The sequence below is a fragment of the uncultured Aquimarina sp. genome (assembly GCF_947496855.1).
Lineage (GTDB): Bacteria > Bacteroidota > Bacteroidia > Flavobacteriales > Flavobacteriaceae > Aquimarina.
Genome location: NZ_CANMED010000006.1, coordinates 305,033 through 331,469 on the forward strand (window position 1 = coordinate 305,033; position 26,437 = coordinate 331,469).

Genomic DNA, 26,437 nt, shown 5'->3' on the forward strand with positions numbered 1-26,437 from the left:
ACTCGATTAAACCAAACCAGAAAAGCTTTTAGTAATTATAGACTAAAAGCTTTTTTTATTCCCAGTTCCAATAAATAAGATGCCATTTTATGTTATCACTTTCGTAAACCATAAGATCTTTAAAACCAATAGCATTGTGAGCTCCTAGTGAACGTATATTATTTGCTGCTACTTCAGTAATCAGTAGATCATATTTCTTATGTAATTCTAGTTTCATATGTTTATATAAACCTCTAAAAATACCTTGACCGCGATAATCTTTATCAATACAAACTTGCCCCATCACGATATACTTGTTGGATTGATCTAATGAGTTTTCAATTTTCTTAAACATCGGTTTAAGAACTTCGATATCATTACCAAAATCTGAAGTCATGCATAACGTATAGCCAACAACCTTATCCCGATCTTTAGCAATAATGTGAGGTTGTTGATCATTCATCTTTTTTAGGATGTTAAAATCATGTTCTACTGTAACAAAACCTTCTTTTTTCTTCTCTTCTGATGAAATTGAAACGGATAGGTTTTTTTGCTGAAGTAGAAGGATTTGTTCTAACTCCTTATCAGATGTGACTGTTGCGTATTTTAGGTATTGAATAGCCATCTTTTTAACTTTAGTATTTAGATATAAAGATAGGATTATACACCTATCTTTGCCAAAAATATTTTTATGTCAAATCAGTTTCTTACTTTAGGAGTTGCCGCTCCTTTGCAAAAGAGTTTAGCGGACTTAAACTTTTCTATCCCTACCGATATTCAAGAAAAATCAATCCCTGTTTTATTACAAAAGAAAGATGATTTTGTAGGATTAGCAAAGACCGGAACTGGAAAAACTGCAGCTTTTGGGTTGCCTTTATTACAATTGATTGATTTGGATAACCCAAAAATTCAAGCAGTAATCCTTGCTCCAACAAGAGAATTGGGACAACAGATTTATGATAATCTACTGTCTTTTTCTAAGTATTTACCTACGATATCAATAGCTTCGATATGCGGAGGAATTCCTATTAAACCACAAATAGAACGCTTAACAAATATCACTCATATTGTGGTTGCAACTCCAGGGCGTTTAATTGATTTAATAAAACGAGATAAGATTGATATAAAAAGTGCTGATTACCTTATTCTAGATGAGGCTGATGAAATGATTAGTTCTTTAAAAGAAGGATTAGATGAAATCGTAGCGGTCTTACCAAAGAAAAGAAGAACAATTTTGTTCACCGCAACAATGCCAGGAACTATAAAGCAATTGATCCAGAATTACATGTCCAAACACGTAATTCAGGTAAGTGCGGACATGGAAACTTTGGGACATCAAGGAATTGATCATCAGTATGTGGTTGTAGAACCTATAGAGAAATTGGAGGTTCTAATGCATTTTCTTAGTGCTAGAGAAGGTGAACGAGGTATCATTTTCTGCAAAACAAAAGCAGCGGTTAATAAACTAGCGAAAAACCTAGCCATCAATAAATTCTCTTCTGGCGCACTTCATGGAAGCTTATCACAGCCTATACGAGATAGAATAATGGGACAGTTTAGAGAAGGGCATATTAATATCCTTGTTGCTACTGATTTAGCAGCTAGAGGAATTGATGTAAAAGAAATATCGTATGTGGTAAACTATCATTTGCCAGATGTGTATGAAACTTATGTACATCGTAGCGGAAGAACAGCAAGAGCTGGAGCGAAAGGATTATCATTAACTGTATTGCAAAAAGAAGAAATTGAAGATTTAGAAGAGTTTACAGAGGAATTGGGAATTACTTTTAAGGAGTTTGAAAAAGCAGATGCTCAGAGTATAGAAGAGAATAATACACTTCTATGGGCTAAAAAAATATTTAAAACTAAACCTAATCACGAAGTATCTACAGAGTTTAAAGAAAAAATTAAAACTGTTTTTCATCACTTGACAAAAGAGGAATTGATTGAGAAAATATTAGCGAATCATCTAGTAGAAAAAACGAATATTACCTCTCTGAAGTCAGAAACCACTAAAAAGAAAAAGAAGTAACCCCTTTTTCTATATATCTCATTGATTCTTATAAGAATGTAAGCGTCTTTATAAGCAAAAAATGCTATTTTAAAATTAAAACACGTAGTTTCGCGCCTGATTTAGAAAAAACCTGTTTATGAAGCGTATTAATGAATACAAGAAGTTGTTTTCTGTTGAAAAAGAAATAGATCTTAAAACACTAAAAACTACGTATAGAAATTTAGTAAAGGAGTGGCATCCGGATAAATTTATGGAGGGAGATTCGATGAAGGAAGAGGCAGAAGAAAAAAGCCGCAAAATCATAGATGGATATCATTTCTTGGTAAGTATAGCGCCAGAAACAAAAGCAGCTAATCAAGAAGAATACAATCGGACTATAACTGAATCAGGCATAGCAGATTTTCAACACAAAGGATTACTATTAGAGGTTTCATTTTTAGATGGTACTACTTATGAATATTTTGGAGTTCCTAAGAAGGTATATGTGAAATTAATTAATTCTGACAGGCAATTTAGATTTGCAAAAAGAAGCATTTTTAATTCATACTTATATAGAAAATCAAAGAAAGATTTAGAAATGGCTTAGTGCACGAAAAATGATATATAAAGCTGTAATTGTGACACTATATTTTAGAGAAGCAGTTCCAGTTTTTTGTGCTCAATGAAAATAGTAAGTTAATCCAAATTATCTGGGTTAAATAGTATTATGTATTTTTGTTATTATGCAAAGCTTCCCAAAGAAACTTCAAAAAAAACTTGATAATAGAAAAGAGAATAAGGGATTGCGAAGTCTTCCTAAACGAAATAATTTAATAGATTTTGCTACAAATGACTATGTAGGTTTTTCTAGATTAAAAGTGATTTTTGATAATGCAAATAAGGCATTAGAAGAAAAAGGGATTTATCAAAATGGAGCTACGGGATCTCGTTTACTTTCGGGAAACCATGCATTATATTACAATACAGAAGAGATATTGGCAAATTTTCATAATGTAGAATCGGCATTGATATTTAATTCTGGATACGATGCTAATGTTGGCTTTTTTTCATCAATTCCGCAAAGAGGTGACATTATCTTATATGATGAATTTATCCACGCTTCTATACGAGATGGAATTACAATGAGCAATGCAAGATCATATAAATTTGCTCATAATGATATAGAAGATCTAAAAAAAAGGCTTCGACAAGCTTTACCTAACGATAAAAGTCACACGGAATTTATCGAAATCTATATTGTTACCGAGTCTGTGTTTTCTATGGATGGGGATATTCCTGATCTAAATAGTTTTGCTCAATTATGTAAAGAAAACGACTATCATTTTATAGTGGATGAAGCTCACGCAACAGGGGTTTTTGGCGATAAAGGTGCTGGGCTTATTCAGGAATTAGGATTAGAAGATCAGGTTTTTGCCAGAATACATACATTTGGTAAAGGATTAGGTTGTCACGGAGCAGTAATCCTAGGATCTTCAGTGTTAAAAAGCTATTTAGTGAACTTTTCTCGAAGCTTTATTTACACAACGGGTTTACCACCGCATTCACTTGCGGTTATTCAAGCTGCGTATATAGAATTGACAAAAACTTTAGAAATCGAAAAACTGAGAAGCAATATTTACTTTTTTAATCAAAAAGTGAAGGAAATTAATTTAAAGTCATTTTTTATAGAAAGTAATTCTTCGATCCATTGTTGTGTAATTTCCGGTAATGAGAAAGTAAAAGCGGTAGCACTAAATCTTCAAAATAATGGATTTGATGTAAAACCGATCCTCTCTCCTACTGTTGCTGAAGGAAAAGAACGATTGCGTTTTTGTTTACATTCTTATAATACAAAAGAAGAAATAGTAGAAGTTTTAGAGTTGTTAGCTACCTTTGTTCAAAATTAAAAAGAGACATTATCATTTCTCACAGGGCTATGGCAAATTCAAAAAAGATATTTATCACAGGAATCGGAACGGATGTGGGTAAAACAGTAGCTTCGGCAATTGTAGTTGAGGCGTTACAAGCTGATTATTTTAAACCTGTTCAAGCTGGAGATTTATCATATTCTGATACGGATAAAGTAAAGGAATTAGTGAGTAATACTAATTCTAAATTTCACCCCAACAGTTATGCACTAGAAACGCCAATGAGTCCTCACGCGGCTGCTGATATTGATGGAGTTGTAATCGACATCGATGCCATTAAGATTCCAAAAACTAAGAATGATATCGTTATTGAGGGAGCAGGAGGATTATTGGTTCCGCTTAATGAGCAAGATACTATTTTAGATCTCATAGGTTCAGATTATAAAGTGATTGTAGTTTCTAGACATTATTTAGGCAGTATTAATCACACATTAATGACAGTAAAGTTGTTACAGGAGAAAGGATTCGATCCAGCTATTGTTTTTAGTGGAGATGAACATCTAACAACAGAGGCTATTATTAAAAAAATGACCAAAGCTAACATTATAGGTAGAATTGATAATGAGCCTTATTTTGATACAATGGTAGTTAAGGAATATGCATCATTGTTTATAGATAAATTAGAAGCGCTATGAATCTAAGAGAAAGGGATAAAAAACATCTTTGGCATCCACTTACACAACACAAAATTCATCCAGATGCTTTACCCATAGCAAAGGCAGAAGGGGCTTTGTTATTCGATGATGAGGGGAAAGAATATATAGACGGAATCGCCTCTTGGTACACTGCGATATATGGGCATTGTAATCCATATATTATAGAAAAGGTAAATAAGCAAATGCGAAAGCTAGATCAAATTGTATTTGCTGGATTTACGCACGAACCAGCGATTCATCTTTCCGAAGAATTGATCAAAATATTACCGCACAATCAAGAAAAAATATTCTTCTCTGATAATGGTTCTACAGCAAATGAAGTGGGAATTAAAATGGCATTGCAGTATCATTTTAATAAAGGAGAAAAAAGAAATACGATTATAGCCTTCAATAATGGTTTTCATGGAGATACTTTTGGAGCCATGTCTGCATCTGGATTATCAGTGTATAACGGTCCTTTTGAGGATTTTTTTATAGATGTACAGCGAATTCCAACTCCAAATAAGGAAAATTTTAGTGAGGTTATAAAAGAATTATTACAAATTATTTCTACATATGATGTGGCAGCATTTATATATGAACCATTGGTTCAGGGAGCAAATGCCATGCATATGTTTGAAGCGGAATATTTAAATGAAATTCTTCAAATCTGTAACACAAATCGTATTATCACTATTGCCGATGAGGTAATGACAGGTTTTGGTAAAACCGGAAAAAACTTTGCTTCAGAGTACATAGAAACTAAACCAGATATTATATCTATGTCTAAAGCTTTGACAGCAGGTTTTGTTCCAATGGCTGTAACTAGTTGTACACAAGAAATATATGATGCGTTTTTAGATGATTCTGTTGGTAAGGCTTTTTTTCATGCACATACCTATTCTGCTAATCCAATAGCATGTTCCGTGGCCATTGCCGGGATTGAACTTTTAGGTTCTGAAGAGATTCAGAAAAACATTCAAACTATTATAAAATCCCATACAGATTTTGATACTAAAATAAAGAACCATCCCAAAGTAAAAACTACACGACAAAAAGGAGTTATATATGCTTTGGATCTTGATATAGAAATGGATCGCTATGGTAAAAAAAGATATGAGATCTTCGATCATTTTATGAAAAATGGAGTTTGCCTTCGTCCTTTGGGTAAAACCATCTATATATTACCACCTTATGTGATAACAAAGGATCAATTGCATAAAATTTATGACACAATTCTGATGCTTTTATCTTCTTTATAAACAAAAGGTTATAAAATAATTTGTAAATACAAGGAATTATAAGGTAACAAATGTGAGGTTTTTGATACTATTAAGAATAGACCTGGTATACTACCTGGTTAATAAAGTGAACAAAAATCCAATTTAATTTACTATGAAAAAACTTTTATTTTTAACCACAATTTCAATTACTCTTTTAGCCAGTTGCGACAGTGATTCTGTAACTGATGAATTTGATAACGCAAATGGTGATACTGCTAAAAAATTAATTGAAAGAGTCGAATTTAATTCGGCGCAGATCGATGAAGATGATTATGTGTTTACAGTTAACTATGACGCTAATAATAGGGTGACAAGTGTATCTAATGGAGCCGATACGGGTGTTTTGGTATATGAAAATAACGAATTATCAACTGTTACGGGCGGGAGTGAACCTTTTAGCTTAAGCGAGTTGTATCAAGATCCTTATGATGTTTTTGAAACAGGAGATGTATTAGAATATGATAACAGTGGTAATCCAATTTCTATAAAAGTGTTTGAGGAAAGTTATGAGTATAATGAGACAACTGGTTTTTATGAAGAGATAACAGAAGAGTTTACTGCTACTATAGCATATGATGCTACTCCGAATCCGTATTTCTATACATTTGAGGCAGCTGGTCTAATTGAAGTATTAGATAGAGTTCAGTTAAATTTTAGTATGATGCCACAAAGCTCTGAAATCTTGAGAGCTCGGGCATTATTTCCGTTAAATAATATTAAGTCTATCGTTTACAAAAATGAAGCTGGAGAAGTAGAAGGAGAAGTAAAGATTGATTATATTTATGATGCCGATAACTATCCTAGTTCTGCTATTATTACAGTGATTGTAGACCAAGAGACAGCTTCTGTTTATAGCGTAAATTATAGTTACAAGCAATAGAGTAACTTAATATTCTTAAAAAAATTTAGAAAAGAGATTAGTAATTCACTAATCTCTTTTTTTATTCTGATAACGAAATTTTTTTATCTAATTGAGCTTTGAATTCTTCTTTCTTATCAATATAAAATGCTAGGGTTTTAAATTTTCTTTTAACTCCGTAAAGTCCGATTATAGGATTTTCTTTCTTTACATGGATAGCTATATTATGACTTTCTAATTCGCCTAACGGAGATAGTTTCCGATTAGTATCATTGAATTCAATAGGTTTTGAAGAAATCTCTACTGATTTTATATTATTGATATCTATTGTAGCTTCGCTTAAGATTCCATATCGTAAATAAATTGTGTTCTTTTCGATAGAAAAAGGTCTTTTAAACATTGATTTTAGAAATCCAAAAAGTTGAATTCCAGAATAGATACTTAATCCACTTACTATCCAGGCTGCTATAATATTCCATCTGCCGAGAAGAATATGTAGCACATATGTTTCTATTGCAATTATTACAATTAATGCCATTAAGATAGAAATAGTGCCACTGTTTTTATGATAAGAAAACTCGTTACTACCTAATTTAGTTTTCTTCCAAGAGATAAAACCATAATAGAAAACGGCTATTTCCATGAGAAGTAAGATGGCTATCCTTTCAGGTAATAATTCTTTACAAGTAACTTTTAAAGTAGAGAAAAAATCACTACCCTCTTTTTTATTATGCCTATATGATTTTAGAACTTTTCTTACTTTAAACAAGACAAAAGTAAACACGCCAATTTCTAAAAAAGGTAAGAACCAAGTTTTAATTTGATCCAAAAATAACTGGTTCTCTTTGGGTATAATAAAAGTTGTTATTACAACTCCCAAAATAAATAATGATAAGACTGTGATTTTTGGGACGTTCTTTTTTCTTATCAATAGAAAATAAATAAAAGGAACTGTAAAAAGAAGATCAGCAGTAACACCTATTGATAAAGCTTCTGGGTTTAATACGAATAATTTTGATTTCGTAATTGCAATCATCAAAATTATGATCAGTAAAGGAGATCCAAATGTAATAATTGAATTAGTAATGTTTAATTTTTTAATCATAAACTGCTTTTTTTAATTAAAAAAAATCATTCATTATTTTGACCTTCTCCCCATAATAAATCAACTTGTTCATTTGTTTCTTCTAATATTACATAGAGCTCAGAATATGTCCAACTATCCTGCTGTTTTGTGCCTAATACATAGATCCTAGCTTCTCCTTGAGGACCTTTTATCGGAATAGAAATATCCACGGAACCTTCATTGTTTTCAAAGTTTAGACTACCACTCATTATACCATTAGTTTCTATTGGTTCTCCTAACATTTGAACAATATATTCATCTTCTTGCGCTTTTACAAGTGCGTCTTGATAAGGCGTCGAGTTTGTAAATGCTTGGGAAACTCCAAATATAACAGAGCCTAAAAAGATAAAAAATATGATGATTAACGTAAGACAGCCTCCTAAAGGCACTGCCCAAGGCCAATTTCTACTAAACCAACTTTTTTTTGGTGTATATTCTTCCATAATAATTTGTTCAGATTAAGTTTATCATATAAGTCTGGAAATCATTATTTTCGTTACAACTAATATGTTTATAATTTAAACAAAAAAAAACATATTCAGTTGAACAAAATTTAGCAAACCCCTACATTTGTTGAAAAATTAAGTGTTGCAAAATCCTGTATCCATAATTGGAATTTCATCTATTTCTCCTTTAGGTATTTCATCCGAGGAGATTTGGAATTTATATAAAGAATCATCCCATAAGATTACTTTTGAAGATTTTACAGGTAGTTTAGCTCCTGTTGCTAAATTAAATTCGGTAGCAAAGCAAGAAATTGAAAAACTTAAAGAAGAAAGTTCACAGTACGCATCTCTAGATGATTCTGTTTTATTTGCGATTTTGACTGCGAGAAATGCCATAAAAGAAGCAAAGTGGGAAGGAGAATTTAATTTCGGGATTAATGTTGGTTCTTCTAGAGGAGCAACAGGTCTTTTTGAAAAGTATTATAAAGAATTTTTACAGACAAACCAATCTTCTACGTTGAGTTCACCTACAACTACTTTGGGTAATATATCCTCTTGGATTGCTCAAGATTTAAGGTCTAAAGGTCCAGATATTAGTCATTCTATTACATGTTCTACGGCTTTGCATGCAGTATTGAATGGTATTGCATGGCTTCAATCGGGCTTAAGTGATAAGTTTTTGGTAGGAGGAAGTGAAGCTCCATTGACTCCATTTACCATTGCTCAGATGAAAGCTTTAAAGATATATGCTTCTGTTACTAAGGAAGCTTATCCTTGTCAAGCAATGAGCCCAAATAAAACTAGAAACTCTATGTTTTTAGGAGAAGGAGCGGGTATTGCCTGCCTTGAAAATGGAATTAAAGAGAATGCCTTAGCGTTAATAACAGGTATTGGGTATGCTACCGAACCTTTAACACATAATATATCAATATCTACTAATGCGGATTGTTTTCAGAGATCCATGAAAATGGCTATAGGGACCAACAGCTTAGATGAAATCGACGCTGTAGTTTTACACGCTCCTGGAACAGTAAAAGGTGATGAAGCAGAGTATAATGCTATTCAGGCGGTTTTTGGTAAAGAACTTCCCGCATTAACAACTAATAAGTGGAAAATTGGTCACACTTTTGGAGCAAGTGGAATTCTGAGTATGGAACTGGCTATTTTAATGATGAAACATCAAGAGTTTATACCAGTCCCTTATATAGAGCATAAAAAAATTCCCAAAAAATTGAGTAAAATTATAGTCAATGCTGTTGGATTTGGCGGAAATGCCGTTAGTATTTTATTAGAGCTGCCAGAAAAAAAGAATTAGAATAAAGATAGATTGTTATTAAAACTATCGAATTTGATAAAGCTAATTTGTGTTTTTTGATTTTAAACAATTACTTTTGAAAATTCACATACCATTAATTTTATGAGCGTTATTAGACACGATTGGACATCGCAGGAAATACTAGATATCTATAATAAACCATTAATGGAGTTGCTTTATGAAGCAGCAACAATTCATCGAGAATATCACGATCCTAATACTGTACAGGTATCTACTTTATTATCTATTAAAACAGGTGGGTGTCCCGAAGATTGTGGGTATTGTCCACAAGCGGCAAGATATCACACAGATATTGAGGGTAATGATTTGATGAGTGTACAGCAAGTAAAAGCACAAGCATTACGTGCCAAAGCTTCAGGAAGCTCTAGAGTATGTATGGGAGCAGCTTGGCGTAATGTAAAAGATGGTCCTGAGTTCGATAACGTATTAGAAATGGTACGGACAATCAATAAACTAGAAATGGAAGTTTGTTGTACCTTAGGAATGATTACAGAGAATCAGGCACAACGTCTTGCAGAAGCTGGTTTGTATGCTTATAATCATAATTTAGACACATCAGAAGAATACTATAAAGAAGTAATTTCTACCAGAGGTTACGAAGATCGTTTAGAAACAATAGATAATGTTCGTAAAACTAATGTAACTGTATGTAGCGGTGGTATCATAGGAATGGGTGAGAAATCCGAAGATCGAGCAGGAATGTTAGTGGCTTTGGCTAAATTGAATCCACAACCAGAATCGGTGCCGATTAATGCACTAGTTGCTGTTGATGGTACACCAATGGAAGATCAGACGCCTGTAGAAATTTGGGATATGATTAGAATGGTTGCAACAACTAGAATTGTAATGCCGCAAACACAGGTAAGATTGTCCGCAGGAAGAACAGAAATGAGCAGAGAAGGACAAGCAATGTGCTTTTTTGCTGGCGCAAATTCAATTTTTGCAGGAGATAAATTATTAACAACTCCTAATCCTGATGTAAATGAGGATATGGCAATGTTTAAGAAATTAGGATTAAATCCTCAAAAACCATTTGTTAAAAAGGCTCAACCTGATACGATAGAAGCAGAAGATTCTAAGTATGAAGCAAAAGGAGAAAAGCCTAAATGGTCAAGACCCGATCATACCATTGAAAAAAATGAACTTGCCAAGCAGAAAGCTAAAGAAACTGTTTATAGAGATCGATAAACAATAGTAGAAATTTTTGATAACACAAAATCTTGATATTGTTTTGCGAACTTTAAATTTAACAAACCGTGATGTTAACTATTTTTTATGCCAAATGGTATTAATCAATTTTTTAATAAGTGCCCATAATGGGCTTTCATAGTCAGTGGAATTAAATTTAGAGCAAATACCAAGAGTTGAGTCAATCACCAAAGAAGAATTTCTTAAAGAATATTTTATACCACAGAAACCAGTGGTTATTCGGAAATTAATAGAAGATTGGCCGGCATATAAGAAATGGGACCTAGAGTATATTAATAAGGTAGCTGGTGATAAAGAGGTGCCTTTATTTGATGATAGGCCGATAAATTCTGAATTTAAATTTAACGAACCACATACAAGTATGAAAATGAGCGAGTATGTGAATTTGTTAAACTCAAAGCCTACTAATTACAGAATCTTTCTATATAATTTACTAAAAGAAGTACCAAAGCTTAGGGAAGATTATAAGTATCCTAAAATTGGTTTAAGATTACTAAAAAAAATGCCGTATCTTTTTTTTGGAGGCCAGGGTTCTAAGGTGTTTATGCATTATGATATTGATTTGGGGAATATTCTTCATTTTCATTTTCATGGAGAGAAACAATGCATATTATTTCCTCCATCTGAAACTAAATATTTATATAAAGTACCTCACGCGCTAATTGCACATCAGGACATTGATTTTACAAATCCTGATTTAGAAAAATGGCCTGCCCTTAAAAAAGCTAAAGGATATATAGCGAATCTTACACACGGCGAAACACTTTATATGCCAGAAGGATACTGGCATCAAATGACCTATCTCACACCAGGGTTTTCTATGAGTATTCGCGCGATGGCTACGAGATTAGGAAATATGAACAAAGCAGCATACAATATTTTCTTTATGCGGTATTTTGATAATGCTATGCGTAGGATTGGTGGTCAGAAATGGATGGATTATAAAAATGAAATAGCTATCAAGAGAACCAACAAGAGGTGTAATTTGTAAGTAGAGAAACCTTGCAACTTTTTTGATTTCTTTTTGTCTTTATAAAAAGAAGATCATATAATCTCTATGCATGGAATTTGTGAATATTATTTTGTTAATAAGTGCTTCTCAAGGGTTTCTTTTTGGTTTTGCTATTTTACTTTCCCCATATTTTAAAAGCCAAACGAATAAATATTTAGGATATTCAATTTTAATTTTGGCTTTTTTAATGTTTAATGTATATCTAGATACGTTGGAGATATATCAGCAATATCCTAAACTCTTGATTTTATATGATATAGAATGGATATTTTTGTTTCCAGTTTTTTTCTTTCATTACATACTAAAATCGATAGATCATAATCTACTAGAAAACAAGAACCTTTTTCTATTATATATCCCATTTTCATTCTCTGTAATCATAAATATTGTTTTTAATCTAGAGTACGCTTATGGATGGTATTCGTATTCATGGGAATATAAAGAGTTAGTTTATGGTTGGGTTTTTAATATCCAAGAGTTTGGTTATTATTCCTTTAATTTTGTGATTGCAATTTGGGCATATAGTATTCTTAAAAACAAAAAATATGTAGACCACCAAAATGGTAAATGGTTAAAAAGGTTATGTATTTGGGAGGTTGTATTAGTCGCTTCCTGGATTCTGGTTGATATTACTGATATGATTTTCGGGATAGGTTATGAAATTGGTATCTCTATAATATGTTCTGGAGCATCTTTGTTTATTTTTTGGATTGTATATAATGGAATTTATTCATTAAAACTCACGAATACACAAAAGGGCTTTATTAGTGTTGACCATAATGATGTACATAGAAAAAAATCGGAGATTTCAGTTTCTCAACATTCATTTTCTAAGAACAATGTATATTTCCAAAAACTAGAAAGTTTGTTACAAAAAGATTATATCTATCGCAACCCAAATTTGAATCAAGAAATGATTGCAGAAACTCTAAATATAAGCTCTGGTTATCTTTCCCAAATTGTAAATGACGTTACTAAAAAGAATTTTACGGCATATATTAATTCATATCGTGTAAAAGAGGTAAAAGATATGATACTCAATGAGGAGTTTGATAAATATAGCTTATTAGCAATAGGATTAGAAGCGGGTTTCAAGTCTAAAACTACATTTTATACTTCTTTTAAAAAAGAAACAGGATTAACTCCAAACCAGTTTAAAACGAATCAGAAAAAGGTACTGATTTTTTAAATGTTCATATTTCGGAACATTGATTCTCTATTTACTGTCTAGTTTTGACTCCAATCAGAAGCTGTGTTTATCTATTTAGATTTATAGACTATTATCTTTCTTTATAACTTCATGCAACTGATTGATTTTTTAATTGTCAATAGTGATGTAATTCTTAAAACGGAATAGTATGATTTTAGATTTTTTAAAAAAGTATTTTTTAGGTTTCATTTTGGTGTTTGTAATAGGATGTCAATCCGATGATGATACGCCAATAATAGTAGAAGGGACTAAAAATGGATTTTGGTTGGCAGCCGATAAAGGGTATATAATTGAATTTACAGATGATCAGGATATCCTGTATAATGTGAATACCTATGGATGTTCAATTGCCGATGAAAATTTTAACGAAGAAGAATTTGCAGGTTTTCAATTTGATGTAGTTAATGTTAATGAATTAATAGGTGCTTCAGAATTAATAGCATCGGATCTTAAATTTACAAGACTTGAAAATCAAAATGAGTTTTGTTTAGCAGATCAAATTTCCCAAACAGAGGATCCAAAAGTGAATTTTGATCATTTCTGGAATATCTTCAATGATTATTATGCTTTTTTCGAAACAAGAAATGTGGATTGGTCACAATACGAAAACTTGGGAGAACAGGTAACTTCCGAAAATTTTTATCAGATTATTGGTGAACTAGTTTTATTGTTAAATGATGGTCATGTTGCAATTGATGATGAAGAAAATAATATTAGTATAGATGCTGGTTTGCCTGGTTTATTAGAGCGATTAAATGCAGGATTAACAGGAGATTTAACAATTGATTCAGGAGAAGATTATGATAGACTATATAATCAACGATTTGAGGTGATAACACTAAAATATTTTGGAGGAGAGTTCGAGATAGATGAAAGCGAAAATATTGCCTGGGGTTTGCTAAATAATGATATTGGATATGTTAATATTCTTAGTATGGAAGGTTATAGTGCTGATGAAAGTACAGAGTTACAAACGCTGAATGCCGTTTTAGACAGAATGATGAATGATTTTAAGAATTCGGGAGTGTCTAAATTGATTATAGATACTCGTTTTAATGGAGGAGGATATGATATGGTATCTGTAGAAATAGCATCGCGATTTGTGGATCAAGAACGCCCTGCTTTTTCTAAAAAAGCTAGATTAGGAAATAGTTTTACAGAAACCACCTCTATATCTGTAACCCCTAAAGGAGATTTTCAGTTTACGGATGACATTGTATTACTAACAAGTCCATTAACTGCTAGTGCTGCAGAAATTTTCACACTTTGTATGAAAGATTTACCCTATGTAACTATCGTAGGAGATAATACAAATGGTGTTTTTTCTGATATTTTGGTTCATGTATTGCCAAATGGAGCATCAGTAGGTTTGTCTAATGAAGTGTATAGTGATGCTCAAGGAGTTGTTTATGAAGGAGTGGGTATTGGGCCAAGTCAAGAGAACAATATTCCGCTGTTTTCCAATGATGATTTTAATGAGGAAAAGGATAGTGGAATAGATCGAGCGGTTGAATTACTAAGTATTGGTAACTGATAGTTTTATTTGTAAAAAAATAATCCCGCAATTACTGATTGCGGGATTATTAGTAAAAGAATTATACCATTTCGTAAATGCAGTAAAATCCATTACATATTCCTCTTCCGTAGTCACAATCCATTTCGGTACGACAAGTGTTTGCACCTGGACCTCCCCCACCATTGATTGTTTTTAATTCTTTACTTTTTAGTGTTTTTCCTAATTCAGAAATTTGTTTTAACATATCTTAATCTTTGTTTATTCTTATCTCCTGAACTTTTAGAGACACTCAGGGTTTATGTCTTTTAAATATATTTTGTAATAATTATCGAGATTGAACTCGCATGAATAGTTTAGAAAAATTGAAGTTTAAAAATGATTTTATTCCTTATGGAAAAAACTATATTTAATTAAATGATACGATAATAATATTGTTCCAATAGTAGCAAAGAGTATTGCTAAATAAAGGCTTGGTGAATATATATTGTTTAGGATTGTTTCAATAGCTATAGGTCTGTCTGATCGTTCAGAAAAGAAGAACAAATAAAAAAACAATAAGAAAACGGCAATAATATAAATTACTGTAAAGCTTTTTAAAGCGTTAGACTTAAGCATCGTTTTTTACCTAAAACCCTAATGGGAATATACTTGGCTCACCATATTTGAGAAGTTCTTTTGGTGAGTCAGCTGGGGTTAAATAAATTTTTGCAAACGGTTCGAAATATTTGGGACCATTAACAGGACCAAACTCTTCCATGTATTCTTCTAAAGACATTCTGTATAAACTTGCTTGTAACCCACAATCAGCGGCTGCCCAAGCAACTGCTAGTATTCCTCCTCTTACAGCTCCGGATGCAGCACCAAAGACAGCTCCTCCTACCGCACCAGTAGCTGTACCCACGCCCGGTAGGGCAACGGTTCCCCCAAGAGCACCTGTAACACCACCGCCAATAGCTCCTAGAATTGCACCACCAGCAATTCCTCTTCCAATAGTTTTACCCTTACCTGCAAAACAGTCCCAGAAGCCTCCTTTACTGGAAAACTGAGAACTCGCATTGAGTGATTTACTATCTAATTCAAGATAGTTGTTGTAAGCAAGTTCTGAGGCATATAAGAGCATATCTAATTCTTTATAAGCATCTTCTGATAAAGATGTTTTCTGAGTTTCTAATTTGCTTTTGTATTCCTCAATAGTATTGAGAACTTCATTATCATAGCTTTTTCCTAATGCGTTAATGTATTCGATAAAAAAGCTTCTATGATCAGAAGAGTATGTGTTAAATTGCCCCGGTAAATTATTTACATATACTACTTGTCTGGCGATAAGTTCATTATCCAAAATTACATTTGGTAATATGGATACGTTATCGTCTTCTTCATGATGGTTTGTTGTTTTGGAAATTTCGTTGTTTAAATCATCGAAATTTTTAATATTCTCTCTAACAGAAATAGAATATTCTTCAAGCAAGGTTTTTGCTTCTTCAAATTGAACATCTGAAATATTTCTTTGAGATTCTAAATTTTCTAATTCGTTAGTAGAACAGGAAGCAAAAAGAGATAAAATAAGTAATATAGCCGCTATTTTCAAAAATGATATTGTTTTCATAAAAGTGTTTTTGATTTTTTGTCTAAATGCTAATAGAGATTCAGAATTTATGTTTATGAACTATTGTCTATTGGGATCTAGATTTAAATGTTTTAAAACCTAGAAATGTAATGCTTCTGGTTTATGATCTACTACTCCACATCCTATACCACCATAGCCTCCTTCGCATGGTTGATTAATAATTACCCCAGCCCCATTACATCTGCATTGTTGATGAGTTTGATTTCCGCTTCCATAGATGTTTTTTTGTTGTGTTTTGGTTAAAACTTTTCCAAAACTTAAAATTGTTTTTTTCATAATTTAAATACTTGAAAAAAATGAATGAATTCTTGAATTATTTATAGACACTCAAGCTATATGTCGATTTGTAACATAATGTTTGTTTTGATTGATGTAAATATAGAATGAGAGATAATCTATTAACAAGTGCTATATGATGACATTCCGGAAAATCGACTAGATATTCTAAGAATATCGATTGTTTGTTTGTTTTGTCAAGATTCTGATTTTCAAGTATTTTAGGTTTTTTGCATGTGTAAATTGATAAAAACAAATAATAATATCTTTACCTACCGTTTAATAGTACAGATAAAGGTTTAGTTTTTATTAAAATTTGTTTTACAAATGAATTATAAGAGGTCGTTCTTTAAAATTTTTCTTTTTTTTCTATATATTAACCATATAATTGCTTTTCAAGAATATCCCACGTCTCATAATTTAGAAGATAGTTATCAATATTTGTCAAAAGCTTTTTATGAAAACGAAAGGGATACGATAAAAGCTCAAGAATACGCCCATAAGTATCTTTTAAAGGCAAGAAAAAATAATGATACAACTAATATAATTCATGGTTTTTACTTAATATCCTTAATCAGCGAAAGTGCTATTTCTCATAAGTATAGTGATACCATTATTTCATTTACTAAAAATAGGAATTCACCTCAATATCCAATTTATTCGTATCGACAGAAGGCAGTAGTATACTTCAATGATGGAGATTTTAAAAAAGCCTTTGATTATTTTCTTAAGGTAAACGAGGAAGCAAAGAAATATGATAATATAGGTCTTCAATATTCCAGTAAAAAGAGTATAGGAATATTAAAAGGATGGATGGGAGAGAATGAAACGGCTTTGAAGAACTTAAGAGATTGTTATCCTTTTTTTTCTAAATATAAAAAAGATGCGCCGGAACAATATTTGGAATTACTTTTTGCACTTTCGGAATCATACAATTTTAACAAAATATTGGATTCTGCTTCTGTAGTAAATAGTTTAGGTTATAAAGAATCTTTGGAATTAGAACGTCCAGATTTTCAACACTATTTTATTCTCAATGAAGGAATAAACCAATTTAGTAAAGAAAAATATATAGTTGCTAAGGATAGTTTAGTAAAAGCTATTGATTTATTGAAGAAGACTCATGATTTGGCTAATCTTGGTCAAGCACATTATTACTTAGGAAAATCATATGCAGCCATTGGTATGTTAGAGAGTGCTATAGAAGAGCATAAGTTGGTAGATGTTATTTTCCAGAAAAGTCCACAGATAATTCCAGAGAGTAGAAAGAGTTATGAAATTTTGATCAATCATTATAAAGAAATAAATGACACAGATAATCAACTAAAATATATTGAAAGATTACTAAAAGTGGATAGTGTTTTAAATAGCAACTATAAATATTTAATTAAAAATGTAATTCAAAACTACGACACTCCAAAGTTAATAGCCGAAAAACAACAGATTATTAATTCACTAGAAAAAGAAAATCAATCTTCTCTGTTTTGGATGCTTTCAATCATAACTTTATGTTTGATCTCTATTCTGTTTTTGGGATACAATTATGTGAAAAATAAAAAGTATAAGAAAAGATTTAATGAACTATATAATGCAGCAAATCCAGATAAAAATCTAAACAAGGAAGGTTTAATAATCGAGGGAAAAAATACAATCGGCATCGATGAAACCTTAATTAAAGCAATATTAGTTAGATTAGAAGAATTTGAATCTAAATCAGAATTCTTAAAGCGAAATATAACTACTAATAGTTTAGCTAAAAGTTTTGATACCAATTCTAAATACTTATCCAAAGTAATTAATAGGTATAAGAAGAAAAATTTTAATTCCTATCTTAATGATTTGCGAATAGCATATGCAGTTGAAAAATTAAAGACAGATAGAAAATTTAAAAAGTACTCTATAAGAGCAATTGCTCAGGAAACAGGATTTAATAGTACGGAGGTTTTTTCTAAAGCATTTTATAAAAAAAATGGAATTCATCCTTCTTATTTTATAAAACAATTAGAAAAACACGAACAAGGTTAGTTTTTTTTAAAACGTTCATAGTCAGATTTTTGAAATTCGTTTTTCCGGAAAAACGAGTACTGTTTTGAATCAATTCACATACTGACAAGAAATAATCTTTATGTTTGTATTGGAAGCAATCAAAAATAGAAGAACAGTATGAAAAAAAAGCAAATTAAAAGGAAATTGAGTTTTGATAAATTGACGATCGCAAAATTATCAAATTCAGCAGCAATTAAAGGAGGTAGTAATAACTGTACTGCTAATGGACCAATATATACAGAAGGTTGTATGCCTTCAGTAGATCAGTGTACCCTTACTGTGATTGGTCCGACAACTGGAGGAGGTAGACCTACAGAGGGGCAGACGAGATGTAATTGTGAGATATAAACTTATGATTTATTGCTCAAAGACATTACTTGCAATGATATTTAATAAAAATTTAGTGTTAAGATAGAATGAAAAAAAGAAAAGTAAACGGGAGATTAAATTTGGATAAATTGACTATTGCTAAGTTGTCTAATAAGATTTTGGTTATAGGAGGAAGCATTTTAGTATTAGAGGAGGAATCAGTAGTTGCAGAATGTGTGACAAAATATGGTGACACTTGTGGAACAGTTACTGTGATTGGTACTACTACTGTAGGGAATAGACCTACAGAAGAGCAGACAAAATGTAATTGTGATTTATAAATGTATAATTAATTTTCAGTACTAGTAGAAGATTTACTGTTTTATTAATTATTTTGAAGCTCATTAACCTTTTCAAAAACTAGTTGATTTTCCCATCCTCTATAAAGGAGATAATCAATTAGTTTTTTTCTTTTCTTAAAGGCATTTGTTTCAGAAATAGTAGCAAATTTCTTTTCGGCGAGCTCATGAAAAGTTTCCAAATATTCGTTTTCAGGAATTTCTTTTAAGGCCATTTTGATGCAGTATTCAGAGATTTGTCTAAATTTTAATTCTCTAACAATTCTTTGTTTACCCCATTTCTTAATTCTGAATTTTCCTCTGGCAAAACTTTTAGCAAAGCGTTCTTCATTAAGAAAATTATGTTCCAGAAGATGTAAGATGATCTTTTCTTTTGCCTCAGGAATCAGTTTCATAGAGCTTAACTTATCCTTGATATCTTTATGACAGCGTTCTTGATAAGCACAATAATGCTCCATTTTTTTTAAGGCCTCTGTAACGGTTATGGATTGTGGTGTTTTTTGATACATGAGCGCAAATATAGCAAACAAAAAAAGCCCAACCTACATATGTAAGTTGGGCTTAGTTTATTGTATCACTTCTCCGTCTTTATCGTGGAAATGATATTCTAAATACGTGTAAGCGTCTCTAGGTATTACTTTTACCCATCTTTTATGGTCTATAAACCATTTAGATCGGGCGGATGGAAATCCTTTAGTTAAAAAAGCTGCAATAAAAGGGTGCGCACTAAGCGTTAACTTTTTATGTTCTTTTTTAATTAGTTTTTCTAAATCGACCTTTATTTTGTCTATTAAACCTATTGGCGCCTCAATTTCGCCATTTCCTCCGTTAGGATTATCCTCACGGGTTTTAATATTCATTTCTGGTCGTACACGCTGTCGCGTTATCTGAATCAAGCCAAACTTACTTGGCGGTAAAATTTTGTGCTTCGCCCTGTCGTCTTTCATCTCTTCACGTAAGTGATTGAAGAGCGTTCTGCGGTTATCAGCATTATTCATGTCTATAAAATCGACTACAATAATACCTCCCATATCTCTAAGACGTAGTTGGCGGGCTACTTCGGTTGCACTGATAAGGTTGACCTCTAGAGCAGTGTCTTCTTGATTTTTGGCTTTGTTAGATCGGTTTCCACTATTTACATCAATGACGTGCATTGCTTCAGTGTGTTCGATTACAAGATATGCTCCTTTACTCATGGAGACTGTTTTACCAAAACTTGTTTTGATTTGTCGTTCGATACCGTGTTTTTCAAAAACAGGTACATTTGACGTGTGTAACTTTACGATTGATTCTTTTTTTGGTGCAATTTCTTGCAGATAATCTTTGATTTGGTTGTAGAGATCTTGTTCGTCTACAACAATAGAAGTGAAAGTATCATTAAAGACATCTCGTAATATGGAGGATGCTCTATTCATTTCACCTAAAATTTTTGATGGATGGGGTGCTTTGTATAATTTTTTACACATTGACTCCCAGCGTTCCACTAGATTTTGTAAATCTCTATCTAGTTCTGCTACTTTTTTGCCTTCTGCTACTGTACGTACAATAATTCCGAAGCCTTTTGGTTTAATACTTTTTACCAGTCTTTTCAGACGTTCTTTTTCTTCTGATGATTCTATTTTTTGTGAAATAGAAACTCGGTTAGAAAAAGGTACTAAAACAATATATCTACCAGCAATCGATAGCTCTGAGCTAATTCGAGGACCTTTTGTAGAAATAGGTTCTTTTACTATTTGTACCAATAGCGATTGATTTGATTTTAACACATCTGTAATAACTCCGTGTTTATCAATATCGTTCTCAAAAGGAAAATCCTTTAGAGAATAATCTCTTAATTTACCTGTGCTTACACGTTTAATGAATTTAAGTAAAGAAGATACTTGAGGACCTAGATCATGATAATGCAAAAATGCATCTTTCTCATAGCCTACATTAACAAATGCGGCATTAAGACCAGGGACAGCTTTACGGATCTTGGCAATGAAAATATCACCTACCGCAAAATTGCTGTCGTCTTCTTCCTTATGTAATTCAACTAGTTTTCCATCTTTTAATAAGGCAAAATCAGTAGAGGAACCAGATCTAATGATCAATTCTTTGTTCACTCTGATTAGATTTTTATCCACCTCGATATGTTCGAGACAGATGGATTAAACAAATTTTATTCACAGGAATTTTAATAATTCCGTTGAAACAAAGTCTTATAAAGGTAGAGATATAAGATACTCTATTTCGATTTCAAAGAACATTCTTAAATAGAAAAAGTAGTTAGAAAACTACTTTTTCTTATGGCGATTAGCTCTTCTTCTCTTTTTACGCTTGTGCGTAGCTACCTTGTGTCTTTTACGTTTCTTACCACTTGGCATAGTGCGTCTGTTTATTGATTATTAATTTTTTTTACTTAACTTCTACGTTAGTTTTTACACCTTCCACAAATACTTTCGCCGGCTTAAAAGCAGGAATATTATGTGCAGGTATTTTAATTGTAGTATTTTTAGAAATGTTACGGCCAGTTTTTTCAGCTCTTGTCTTGATGATAAAGCTACCAAAACCTCTTAGGTACACATTATCACCGCTCTCTAAAGAACTTTTTACTTCTTCCATAAAGGTCTCAACAGTTGCCTGAACATCTCCTTTTTCAATTCCTAGTTTTTCTGAAATTTTTGCTACAATATCTGCTTTAGTCATTATATTACCTATTTAGGGGTTTTTAAATTTTCAAGGGGGCAAATATAGCAATTTAAAATCCAAAAAATCAATACTTAAGATGAAATTATCATCTTTTAAAGGTTTAATTTTACAAAACTTATATTTTCATTATGATTTTCTCTAAAAAACTCATTTCGTGGTACTTAGAAAACAAAAGATCGATGCCCTGGAGGGAAACTATAGATCCATATTGCATTTGGTTAAGCGAAATTATACTTCAACAGACCAGAGTTGCGCAAGGATTACCTTATTATGTGTCATTTACCAGCCAATATCCTACTGTTTTTGATTTAGCAAATGCAGAAGAAGAAGAAGTGCTAAAATTATGGCAAGGATTAGGTTATTATTCCAGAGCCAGAAACCTACACGCTACTGCGCAATTCATCGCGAATGATCTTAATGGTGTTTTTCCCAACAATTATAAGGACCTGTTAAAGTTAAAAGGGGTTGGTGATTATACGGCTAGTGCTATTGCTTCTATATGTTATAATGAAGTAGTTCCAGTAGTCGATGGCAATGTCTATAGAGTTTTATCTAGATATTTTAATATTGATACTCCTATTAATAGTACACAAGGTGTTAAGGAATTTAAAAAAATTGCTTTTGAGTTTATAGATCCTGAACAACCGGCAACTTATAATCAGGCAATTATGGAGTTTGGAGCGTTACAATGTAAACCTCAGAGTCCATATTGTATTGTCTGCCCAATTAACGACAGTTGTGAGTCTTTAAAAAAAGGAACGGTTGCTTCCTTGCCAGTAAAGCTTAAAAAATTAAAAGTCAAGAAGCGATATTTTAATTATTTGATATTTTCTATAAAAAACCAACAAACAATTATAAGACAAAGAATAGGTAAAGGAATTTGGCAAAACTTATACGAATTCCCTTTAATAGAAAGTGATAATGATGTAGACCTTACTTATATAAAGGATCACGATATTTTTAAAAATTTAATAAATGCTAAATCTTATGATATTACGCTTTATAAGGATGAGTTTAAAATTCATAAACTATCCCATCAGCATTTATATACTCGTTTTTACATTGTAAAAATGGATGAAAAACCTGAAATGAATGGTGAATTGGATCTAGTGGAAATAGAGAAAATTCGCGAATATCCGGTTCCTATATTATTAGGTAATTTTATAGATAGCTTTTTTTAGGTATGATGCTTTTTTATTACATTTACTATAAATAATATAGAGTATGTCTGGAACGTTGAATAAAGTAATGCTTATTGGCCATACGGGTGATGAAGTAAAGATGCATTATTTTGAAGGAGGAAACTGTATTGGTAGATTTCCGCTAGCAACTAATGATTCTTATGTGAATAAAACTACAGGAGATAGAGTGACTTCTACAGAATGGCATAATGTTGTAGTGCGAAATAAAGCAGCAGAAATCTGCGAAAAATATCTTAAAAAAGGAGATAAAGTATATATAGAAGGTCGTCTTAAAACCAGAAAGTGGCAAGATGATCAAGGAAAAGATAGATATAGTACAGAAATACAGTGTACTGATTTTACATTTTTAACTCCAAAAACTGAAGGTCAGCACTCTGAAATAATTGCAGAAAAACAACCAGGCATACATAAGCCTTCGGTTGATAGTTCGCAATCGGTTTCATCTTCACCCACAGAAATGGAAGAAGATGATCTTCCGTTTTAATATGTTTAACTAAACAGATATAATTTGGACCCTGATCCCGAACCGTTGTTTATTTTGTTATTTGCTTTTGATTCTATGCAGGTAATTAATTTGCTTGTCCTTATATTACTATTGATTTGTTCTGCCCTCATATCCGGCAGTGAGGTTTCATTGTTTTCGCTTACTCCATCAGATCTAAAGCTAGAAGGTGAGGATCCTACTGTAAACCAAAAAATAATTTCGAAATTACTTAGCAGACCCAAGAAACTATTAGCTACAATATTGGTGGCAAATAACTTTATTAATATTGCTATTGTTTTACTTTTTGATACATTAGGAGAGATCTATTTTAAGGGGCTGGATATTGTATGGTGGGGTTGGGTAGATGTAAGATTTGTTGTCGAAGTGGTGGTTGTAGCATTTCTTATATTATTATTCGGAGAAATATTACCAAAAATATATGCGAGTAGAAATAAAGTGAAATTCGCCAACTTTATGGCACGACCATTAAGAGTGTTGGATTGGATTATTACTCCTATTAGTTTACCAATGAGGAGTATAACTATACGCATTCATAATAAATTAGGTAAACAGAAATCGAATATTAGCGTGGATCAATTATCACAGGCGCTGGAGCTAACTTCTGATACAGATACAACTTCAGAAGAGAAAAAAATTCTGGAGGGGATTGTATCTTTTGGGAATACGGATACCAAACAGGTCATGAAACCAAGAATTGATATTTTTGCGCTAAATCAAGACATGGAATATGCTGAAATTATTCCAGAAATTATTAAAAATGGGTATTCTCGTATTCCAGTATACAGAGATAGTATTGATAAAGTAATAGGGATTCTTTATGTAAAGGATTTGTTGCCTTATATTAATCATAAAAACTTTGATTGGGTCGTTTTGGCAAGAGAGCCTTATTTTGTTCCAGAGAACAAGAAATTAGATGATTTATTAAATGATTTTAAAGATAAAAAAAATCATTTAGCCATTGTGGTAGATGAGTATGGTGGGACAAGTGGGTTAATTTCATTAGAGGATATTATTGAAGAAATTGTTGGGGATATTAGTGATGAATTTGATGATGAGGATTTGATATTCTCTAAGTTAGATGATAAAAACTATGTTTTTGAAGGAAGAACATCACTTAAGGATTTTTATAAAGTAGTTAAGTTAGAAGATCATTCTGTTTTTGAGAACAAAAAAGGAGATGCGGAAACTATTGCTGGATTGTTATTAGAGATATCCGGTAGCTTTCCAAAAAGAGGCGATATAATTACGGTAGAGTCATATATATTTAAAATAGAATCCTTGGACAACAAACGAATTAAAAGGATAAAATTAACGATTAATGAAGAGTAGACTTAGTAAATTTATAGTAGGTATTCTTGTGTGTACTTTGTGTTCTTGTGGAGGCGAGGTGTTGCCCAAACCCAAAGGAATGTTAAGGCTTGCTTATCCTGCTCCAAAATATGAACAGGCGTTACTGGATTGCTCTTATGTTTTTGAAAAAAATAGTATTTCGGTGTTCGAAAGAGCAAAAAATAATAAGAGATGTTGGTATAATATTAATTATCCAAAATTAAATGCTACAGTGTATATCTCTTATTATAATGTAAATAATAATCTCGATTCTTTATTAAGAGATGCGCAAAATCTTACACAAGAACATTATATTAAAGCTGATGGAATAGATCAAAAAGATTTTATCTTACCAGAAAAAAATGTTTACGGAAGTATTTTTGAAGTAACAGGAAATGCTGCTTCTTCTTGTCAATTTTATGTAACAGATAGTATTAATCATTTTGTGTCTGGCTCTGTTTATTTTAAGGTGAAACCAAACTATGATTCTATTCTTCCAGCAGCAAAATACTTGCGAAATGATATTATTCATTTTATGGAGACTGTTCAATGGAAAGAATAACGCTAAACGTTCGTTAATTTTTCTACATACTAGATTGTTGCTTTCATAATTTTAGTGATTTTTGCAGCTCATAAAACGGCAGATGCAAAACGCAAAACTAAAATGGATATACTTGGTTGTACTATCACTGGTGTGGGGTAGTTCATTTATCCTAATTAAAAAATCATTGATAGGTCTAACGCCAATGCAATTGGGAGCCTTAAGAACATTATTCGCAGCCGTTTTTTTATTTCTGATTGGTTTTAGAAGTATGAAAACTATCAAGAAAAAAGAATGGAAATGGATCGTTATTTCGGGTTTTTTAGGCACATTTATTCCTGCATTTTTGTTTGCCTTTGCAGAAACTGAAATTGATAGTGGTATTGCTTCGGTTCTTAATTCTACCACGCCTTTGGTTACTCTTATTTTAGGAGCATTAGTCTTTTCTATTCGTTTTAGTAGAAATCAGTTAATAGGAGTTGTTGTTGGGTTAATTGGGTGTTTGGCCCTTATATGGGAAGGAGCTTCTGTAAACCCTAATCAAAATTATTGGTATGCGTCCCTAGTGCTTTGCGCTTCTGTTTGTTATGCAACGAATGTAAATATTATAAAGCGATATATGCAGAATATATCGCCAATGGCAATTGCAAATGGTAATTTTATCGTGTTAGTAATTCCTTCGCTTATTGTATTGTATTGCTCTAATTTTTTTGATGAGAAAGTAATTACGAGTCCTAGAATGCACACAAGTTTGATCTATATATTAATTCTTGCAGTAGTAGGAACGGGAATTGCTAAGGTGTTGTTTAATAAATTAGTGCAAATGAGTAGTCCTGTTTTTGCTACTTCAGTAACATATACAATTCCGATAGTAGCTTTAATGTGGGGATTGCTGGATGGCGAAGAGTTTTCCTTTTATCAGGTAATTGCAACCGGGATTATAATTTTAGGAGTTTATATTGCTAACCGCAAAAAAAGGGTTCGCTCTTAGATAAACAAATCCTTATTGTGCTATGTTTT

Annotated in this window: 28 protein-coding genes; 19 read left to right on the plus strand and 9 right to left on the minus strand. The window is 32.0% G+C overall.

The genetic code is table 11. The features are described 5' to 3' along the window. Window positions 1-55 precede the first annotated feature (55 nt). Window positions 56-604: a GNAT family N-acetyltransferase gene (locus tag Q0921_RS18710; protein ID WP_299259573.1), complete on the minus strand. Its 549-nt coding sequence runs from the start codon at window positions 602-604 to the stop codon at window positions 56-58. Window positions 605-670: 66 nt separating this feature from the next. Here Q0921_RS18710 and Q0921_RS18715 point away from each other — a divergent pair, with 66 nt between their 5' ends. The 6 genes from Q0921_RS18715 (at window position 671) to Q0921_RS18740 (ending at window position 6,698) form a co-directional block, all read left to right on the plus strand. After that, window positions 671-2,011 (plus strand): DEAD/DEAH box helicase, encoded by a 1,341-nt coding sequence (locus Q0921_RS18715; protein ID WP_299259575.1) that lies wholly within the window; start codon window positions 671-673, stop codon window positions 2,009-2,011. Window positions 2,012-2,129: 118 nt separating this feature from the next. Then, entirely contained in the window at window positions 2,130-2,579 is a 450-nt protein-coding gene (locus Q0921_RS18720) for a KTSC domain-containing protein (protein WP_299259577.1), read from the plus strand. 136 nt (window positions 2,580-2,715) lie between these two features. Continuing rightward, window positions 2,716-3,879 carry a pyridoxal phosphate-dependent aminotransferase family protein gene (locus Q0921_RS18725; RefSeq protein WP_299259579.1) on the plus strand — a complete coding sequence of 388 codons (1,164 nt, stop codon included), beginning with the start codon at window positions 2,716-2,718 and terminating at the stop codon, window positions 3,877-3,879. Window positions 3,880-3,908: 29 nt separating this feature from the next. Then, the gene (gene bioD, locus Q0921_RS18730) at window positions 3,909-4,535 is read left to right on the plus strand and encodes a dethiobiotin synthase (RefSeq protein WP_299259581.1); all 627 of its coding nucleotides are present in this window, start codon (window positions 3,909-3,911) and stop codon (window positions 4,533-4,535) included. Then, the gene (gene bioA, locus Q0921_RS18735; RefSeq protein WP_299259583.1) at window positions 4,532-5,797 is read left to right on the plus strand and encodes an adenosylmethionine--8-amino-7-oxononanoate transaminase; all 1,266 of its coding nucleotides are present in this window, start codon (window positions 4,532-4,534) and stop codon (window positions 5,795-5,797) included. Before bioD ends, bioA begins: the two co-directional genes overlap by 4 nt. 133 nt (window positions 5,798-5,930) lie before the next feature. Continuing rightward, window positions 5,931-6,698, plus strand: coding sequence for a hypothetical protein (locus tag Q0921_RS18740; RefSeq protein ID WP_299259585.1), 768 nt, complete (start codon window positions 5,931-5,933; stop codon window positions 6,696-6,698). A gap of 61 nt (window positions 6,699-6,759) precedes the next feature. On the opposite strand, the gene Q0921_RS18745 is transcribed toward Q0921_RS18740, so the two are convergent. Then, the gene (locus tag Q0921_RS18745; RefSeq protein ID WP_299259587.1) at window positions 6,760-7,782 is read right to left on the minus strand and encodes a hypothetical protein; all 1,023 of its coding nucleotides are present in this window, start codon (window positions 7,780-7,782) and stop codon (window positions 6,760-6,762) included. A gap of 26 nt (window positions 7,783-7,808) precedes the next feature. Continuing rightward, window positions 7,809-8,246, minus strand: coding sequence for a cytochrome c oxidase assembly factor Coa1 family protein (locus Q0921_RS18750; protein ID WP_299259589.1), 438 nt, complete (start codon window positions 8,244-8,246; stop codon window positions 7,809-7,811). 145 nt (window positions 8,247-8,391) lie between these two features. Between Q0921_RS18750 and Q0921_RS18755 the strand changes: the two genes are divergently transcribed. From Q0921_RS18755 to Q0921_RS18775, 5 genes are all read left to right on the plus strand, one after another. After that, the gene (locus tag Q0921_RS18755; RefSeq protein WP_299259591.1) at window positions 8,392-9,564 is read left to right on the plus strand and encodes a beta-ketoacyl synthase N-terminal-like domain-containing protein; all 1,173 of its coding nucleotides are present in this window, start codon (window positions 8,392-8,394) and stop codon (window positions 9,562-9,564) included. Window positions 9,565-9,666: 102 nt separating this feature from the next. Beyond that, on the plus strand, window positions 9,667-10,773 hold the full coding sequence (gene bioB / locus Q0921_RS18760) for a biotin synthase BioB (RefSeq protein WP_299259593.1): 1,107 nt from the start codon (window positions 9,667-9,669) through the stop codon (window positions 10,771-10,773). Between the two features lie 145 nt (window positions 10,774-10,918). Further along, window positions 10,919-11,785: a cupin-like domain-containing protein gene (locus Q0921_RS18765; RefSeq protein ID WP_299259594.1), complete on the plus strand. Its 867-nt coding sequence runs from the start codon at window positions 10,919-10,921 to the stop codon at window positions 11,783-11,785. 70 nt (window positions 11,786-11,855) lie between these two features. Further along, complete coding sequence (locus Q0921_RS18770; RefSeq protein ID WP_299259595.1) at window positions 11,856-12,995, plus strand: AraC family transcriptional regulator; 1,140 nt, start codon at window positions 11,856-11,858, stop codon at window positions 12,993-12,995. A 169-nt stretch (window positions 12,996-13,164) separates the two neighbouring features. Beyond that, on the plus strand, window positions 13,165-14,550 hold the full coding sequence (locus Q0921_RS18775; protein WP_299259597.1) for a S41 family peptidase: 1,386 nt from the start codon (window positions 13,165-13,167) through the stop codon (window positions 14,548-14,550). A gap of 61 nt (window positions 14,551-14,611) precedes the next feature. Here Q0921_RS18775 and Q0921_RS18780 read toward each other — a convergent pair whose 3' ends face one another. From Q0921_RS18780 to Q0921_RS18790, 3 genes are all read right to left on the minus strand, one after another. Beyond that, window positions 14,612-14,776, minus strand: a complete 165-nt coding sequence (locus Q0921_RS18780; RefSeq protein WP_158597060.1) for a hypothetical protein — start codon at window positions 14,774-14,776, stop codon at window positions 14,612-14,614. A 381-nt stretch (window positions 14,777-15,157) separates the two neighbouring features. Further along, window positions 15,158-16,138 (minus strand): hypothetical protein, encoded by a 981-nt coding sequence (locus Q0921_RS18785; RefSeq protein ID WP_299259599.1) that lies wholly within the window; start codon window positions 16,136-16,138, stop codon window positions 15,158-15,160. Between the two features lie 99 nt (window positions 16,139-16,237). Beyond that, the gene (locus tag Q0921_RS18790; RefSeq protein ID WP_299259601.1) at window positions 16,238-16,435 is read right to left on the minus strand and encodes a hypothetical protein; all 198 of its coding nucleotides are present in this window, start codon (window positions 16,433-16,435) and stop codon (window positions 16,238-16,240) included. Window positions 16,436-16,762: 327 nt separating this feature from the next. Here Q0921_RS18790 and Q0921_RS18795 point away from each other — a divergent pair, with 327 nt between their 5' ends. The 3 genes from Q0921_RS18795 to Q0921_RS18805 all read left to right on the plus strand — a co-directional run bounded on the left by Q0921_RS18795 (window position 16,763) and on the right by Q0921_RS18805 (window position 19,131). Further along, window positions 16,763-18,460 (plus strand): helix-turn-helix domain-containing protein, encoded by a 1,698-nt coding sequence (locus Q0921_RS18795; protein WP_299259602.1) that lies wholly within the window; start codon window positions 16,763-16,765, stop codon window positions 18,458-18,460. Between the two features lie 138 nt (window positions 18,461-18,598). Beyond that, window positions 18,599-18,829 (plus strand): class I lanthipeptide, encoded by a 231-nt coding sequence (locus tag Q0921_RS18800; RefSeq protein WP_299259604.1) that lies wholly within the window; start codon window positions 18,599-18,601, stop codon window positions 18,827-18,829. 68 nt (window positions 18,830-18,897) lie between these two features. Next, complete coding sequence (locus tag Q0921_RS18805) at window positions 18,898-19,131, plus strand: hypothetical protein (protein ID WP_299259606.1); 234 nt, start codon at window positions 18,898-18,900, stop codon at window positions 19,129-19,131. 44 nt (window positions 19,132-19,175) lie between these two features. Here the strand turns inward: Q0921_RS18805 and Q0921_RS18810 are convergent, their stop codons facing one another. From Q0921_RS18810 to Q0921_RS18820, 3 genes are all read right to left on the minus strand, one after another. Then, window positions 19,176-19,658, minus strand: a complete 483-nt coding sequence (locus Q0921_RS18810) for a regulatory protein RecX (RefSeq protein ID WP_299259608.1) — start codon at window positions 19,656-19,658, stop codon at window positions 19,176-19,178. A gap of 57 nt (window positions 19,659-19,715) precedes the next feature. Further along, window positions 19,716-21,254 carry an Rne/Rng family ribonuclease gene (locus Q0921_RS18815; RefSeq protein WP_299259610.1) on the minus strand — a complete coding sequence of 513 codons (1,539 nt, stop codon included), beginning with the start codon at window positions 21,252-21,254 and terminating at the stop codon, window positions 19,716-19,718. 292 nt (window positions 21,255-21,546) lie between these two features. Beyond that, window positions 21,547-21,837, minus strand: a complete 291-nt coding sequence (locus Q0921_RS18820; RefSeq protein ID WP_024768281.1) for an HU family DNA-binding protein — start codon at window positions 21,835-21,837, stop codon at window positions 21,547-21,549. Window positions 21,838-21,968: 131 nt separating this feature from the next. Between Q0921_RS18820 and mutY the strand changes: the two genes are divergently transcribed. The 5 genes from mutY (at window position 21,969) to Q0921_RS18845 (ending at window position 26,408) form a co-directional block, all read left to right on the plus strand. Next, a complete protein-coding gene (gene mutY / locus Q0921_RS18825) occupies window positions 21,969-23,021 on the plus strand; it encodes an A/G-specific adenine glycosylase (protein ID WP_299259612.1) in 1,053 nt (350 codons plus the stop codon). Window positions 23,022-23,064: 43 nt separating this feature from the next. Further along, window positions 23,065-23,526, plus strand: coding sequence for a single-stranded DNA-binding protein (locus Q0921_RS18830; RefSeq protein ID WP_299259614.1), 462 nt, complete (start codon window positions 23,065-23,067; stop codon window positions 23,524-23,526). Window positions 23,527-23,550: 24 nt separating this feature from the next. Continuing rightward, a complete protein-coding gene (locus Q0921_RS18835) occupies window positions 23,551-24,876 on the plus strand; it encodes a gliding motility-associated protein GldE (RefSeq protein ID WP_299259616.1) in 1,326 nt (441 codons plus the stop codon). Then, a complete protein-coding gene (gene gldD / locus Q0921_RS18840) occupies window positions 24,866-25,438 on the plus strand; it encodes a gliding motility lipoprotein GldD (protein WP_299259618.1) in 573 nt (190 codons plus the stop codon). The genes Q0921_RS18835 and gldD overlap by 11 nt, the downstream gene beginning before the upstream one ends. An 82-nt stretch (window positions 25,439-25,520) precedes the next feature. Continuing rightward, entirely contained in the window at window positions 25,521-26,408 is an 888-nt protein-coding gene (locus Q0921_RS18845; RefSeq protein WP_299259620.1) for an EamA family transporter, read from the plus strand. Window positions 26,409-26,437 lie beyond the last annotated feature (29 nt).

Bases quoted from the DNA above. Each gene is read 5' to 3' on its own strand.
- Q0921_RS18770 (WP_299259595.1), top strand. From the start codon at position 11,856: ATGGAATTTGTGAATATTATTTTGTTAATAAGTGCTTCTCAAGGGTTT.
- Q0921_RS18725 (WP_299259579.1), top strand. From the start codon at position 2,716: ATGCAAAGCTTCCCAAAGAAACTTCAAAAAAAACTTGATAATAGAAAA.
- gldD (WP_299259618.1), top strand. From the start codon at position 24,866: ATGAAGAGTAGACTTAGTAAATTTATAGTAGGTATTCTTGTGTGTACT.
- Q0921_RS18710 (WP_299259573.1), bottom strand. From the start codon at position 604: ATGGCTATTCAATACCTAAAATACGCAACAGTCACATCTGATAAGGAG.
- Q0921_RS18795 (WP_299259602.1), top strand. From the start codon at position 16,763: ATGAATTATAAGAGGTCGTTCTTTAAAATTTTTCTTTTTTTTCTATAT.
- Q0921_RS18720 (WP_299259577.1), top strand. From the start codon at position 2,130: ATGAAGCGTATTAATGAATACAAGAAGTTGTTTTCTGTTGAAAAAGAA.
- Q0921_RS18715 (WP_299259575.1), top strand. From the start codon at position 671: ATGTCAAATCAGTTTCTTACTTTAGGAGTTGCCGCTCCTTTGCAAAAG.
- Q0921_RS18820 (WP_024768281.1), bottom strand. From the start codon at position 21,837: ATGACTAAAGCAGATATTGTAGCAAAAATTTCAGAAAAACTAGGAATT.
- Q0921_RS18800 (WP_299259604.1), top strand. From the start codon at position 18,599: ATGAAAAAAAAGCAAATTAAAAGGAAATTGAGTTTTGATAAATTGACG.
- Q0921_RS18810 (WP_299259608.1), bottom strand. From the start codon at position 19,658: ATGTATCAAAAAACACCACAATCCATAACCGTTACAGAGGCCTTAAAA.
- Q0921_RS18845 (WP_299259620.1), top strand. From the start codon at position 25,521: ATGCAAAACGCAAAACTAAAATGGATATACTTGGTTGTACTATCACTG.
- bioA (WP_299259583.1), top strand. From the start codon at position 4,532: ATGAATCTAAGAGAAAGGGATAAAAAACATCTTTGGCATCCACTTACA.
- Q0921_RS18790 (WP_299259601.1), bottom strand. From the start codon at position 16,435: ATGAAAAAAACAATTTTAAGTTTTGGAAAAGTTTTAACCAAAACACAA.
- Q0921_RS18780 (WP_158597060.1), bottom strand. From the start codon at position 14,776: ATGTTAAAACAAATTTCTGAATTAGGAAAAACACTAAAAAGTAAAGAA.
- Q0921_RS18785 (WP_299259599.1), bottom strand. From the start codon at position 16,138: ATGAAAACAATATCATTTTTGAAAATAGCGGCTATATTACTTATTTTA.
- Q0921_RS18745 (WP_299259587.1), bottom strand. From the start codon at position 7,782: ATGATTAAAAAATTAAACATTACTAATTCAATTATTACATTTGGATCT.
- mutY (WP_299259612.1), top strand. From the start codon at position 21,969: ATGATTTTCTCTAAAAAACTCATTTCGTGGTACTTAGAAAACAAAAGA.
- Q0921_RS18740 (WP_299259585.1), top strand. From the start codon at position 5,931: ATGAAAAAACTTTTATTTTTAACCACAATTTCAATTACTCTTTTAGCC.
- bioB (WP_299259593.1), top strand. From the start codon at position 9,667: ATGAGCGTTATTAGACACGATTGGACATCGCAGGAAATACTAGATATC.
- bioD (WP_299259581.1), top strand. From the start codon at position 3,909: ATGGCAAATTCAAAAAAGATATTTATCACAGGAATCGGAACGGATGTG.
- Q0921_RS18775 (WP_299259597.1), top strand. From the start codon at position 13,165: ATGATTTTAGATTTTTTAAAAAAGTATTTTTTAGGTTTCATTTTGGTG.
- Q0921_RS18830 (WP_299259614.1), top strand. From the start codon at position 23,065: ATGTCTGGAACGTTGAATAAAGTAATGCTTATTGGCCATACGGGTGAT.
- Q0921_RS18750 (WP_299259589.1), bottom strand. From the start codon at position 8,246: ATGGAAGAATATACACCAAAAAAAAGTTGGTTTAGTAGAAATTGGCCT.
- Q0921_RS18805 (WP_299259606.1), top strand. From the start codon at position 18,898: ATGAAAAAAAGAAAAGTAAACGGGAGATTAAATTTGGATAAATTGACT.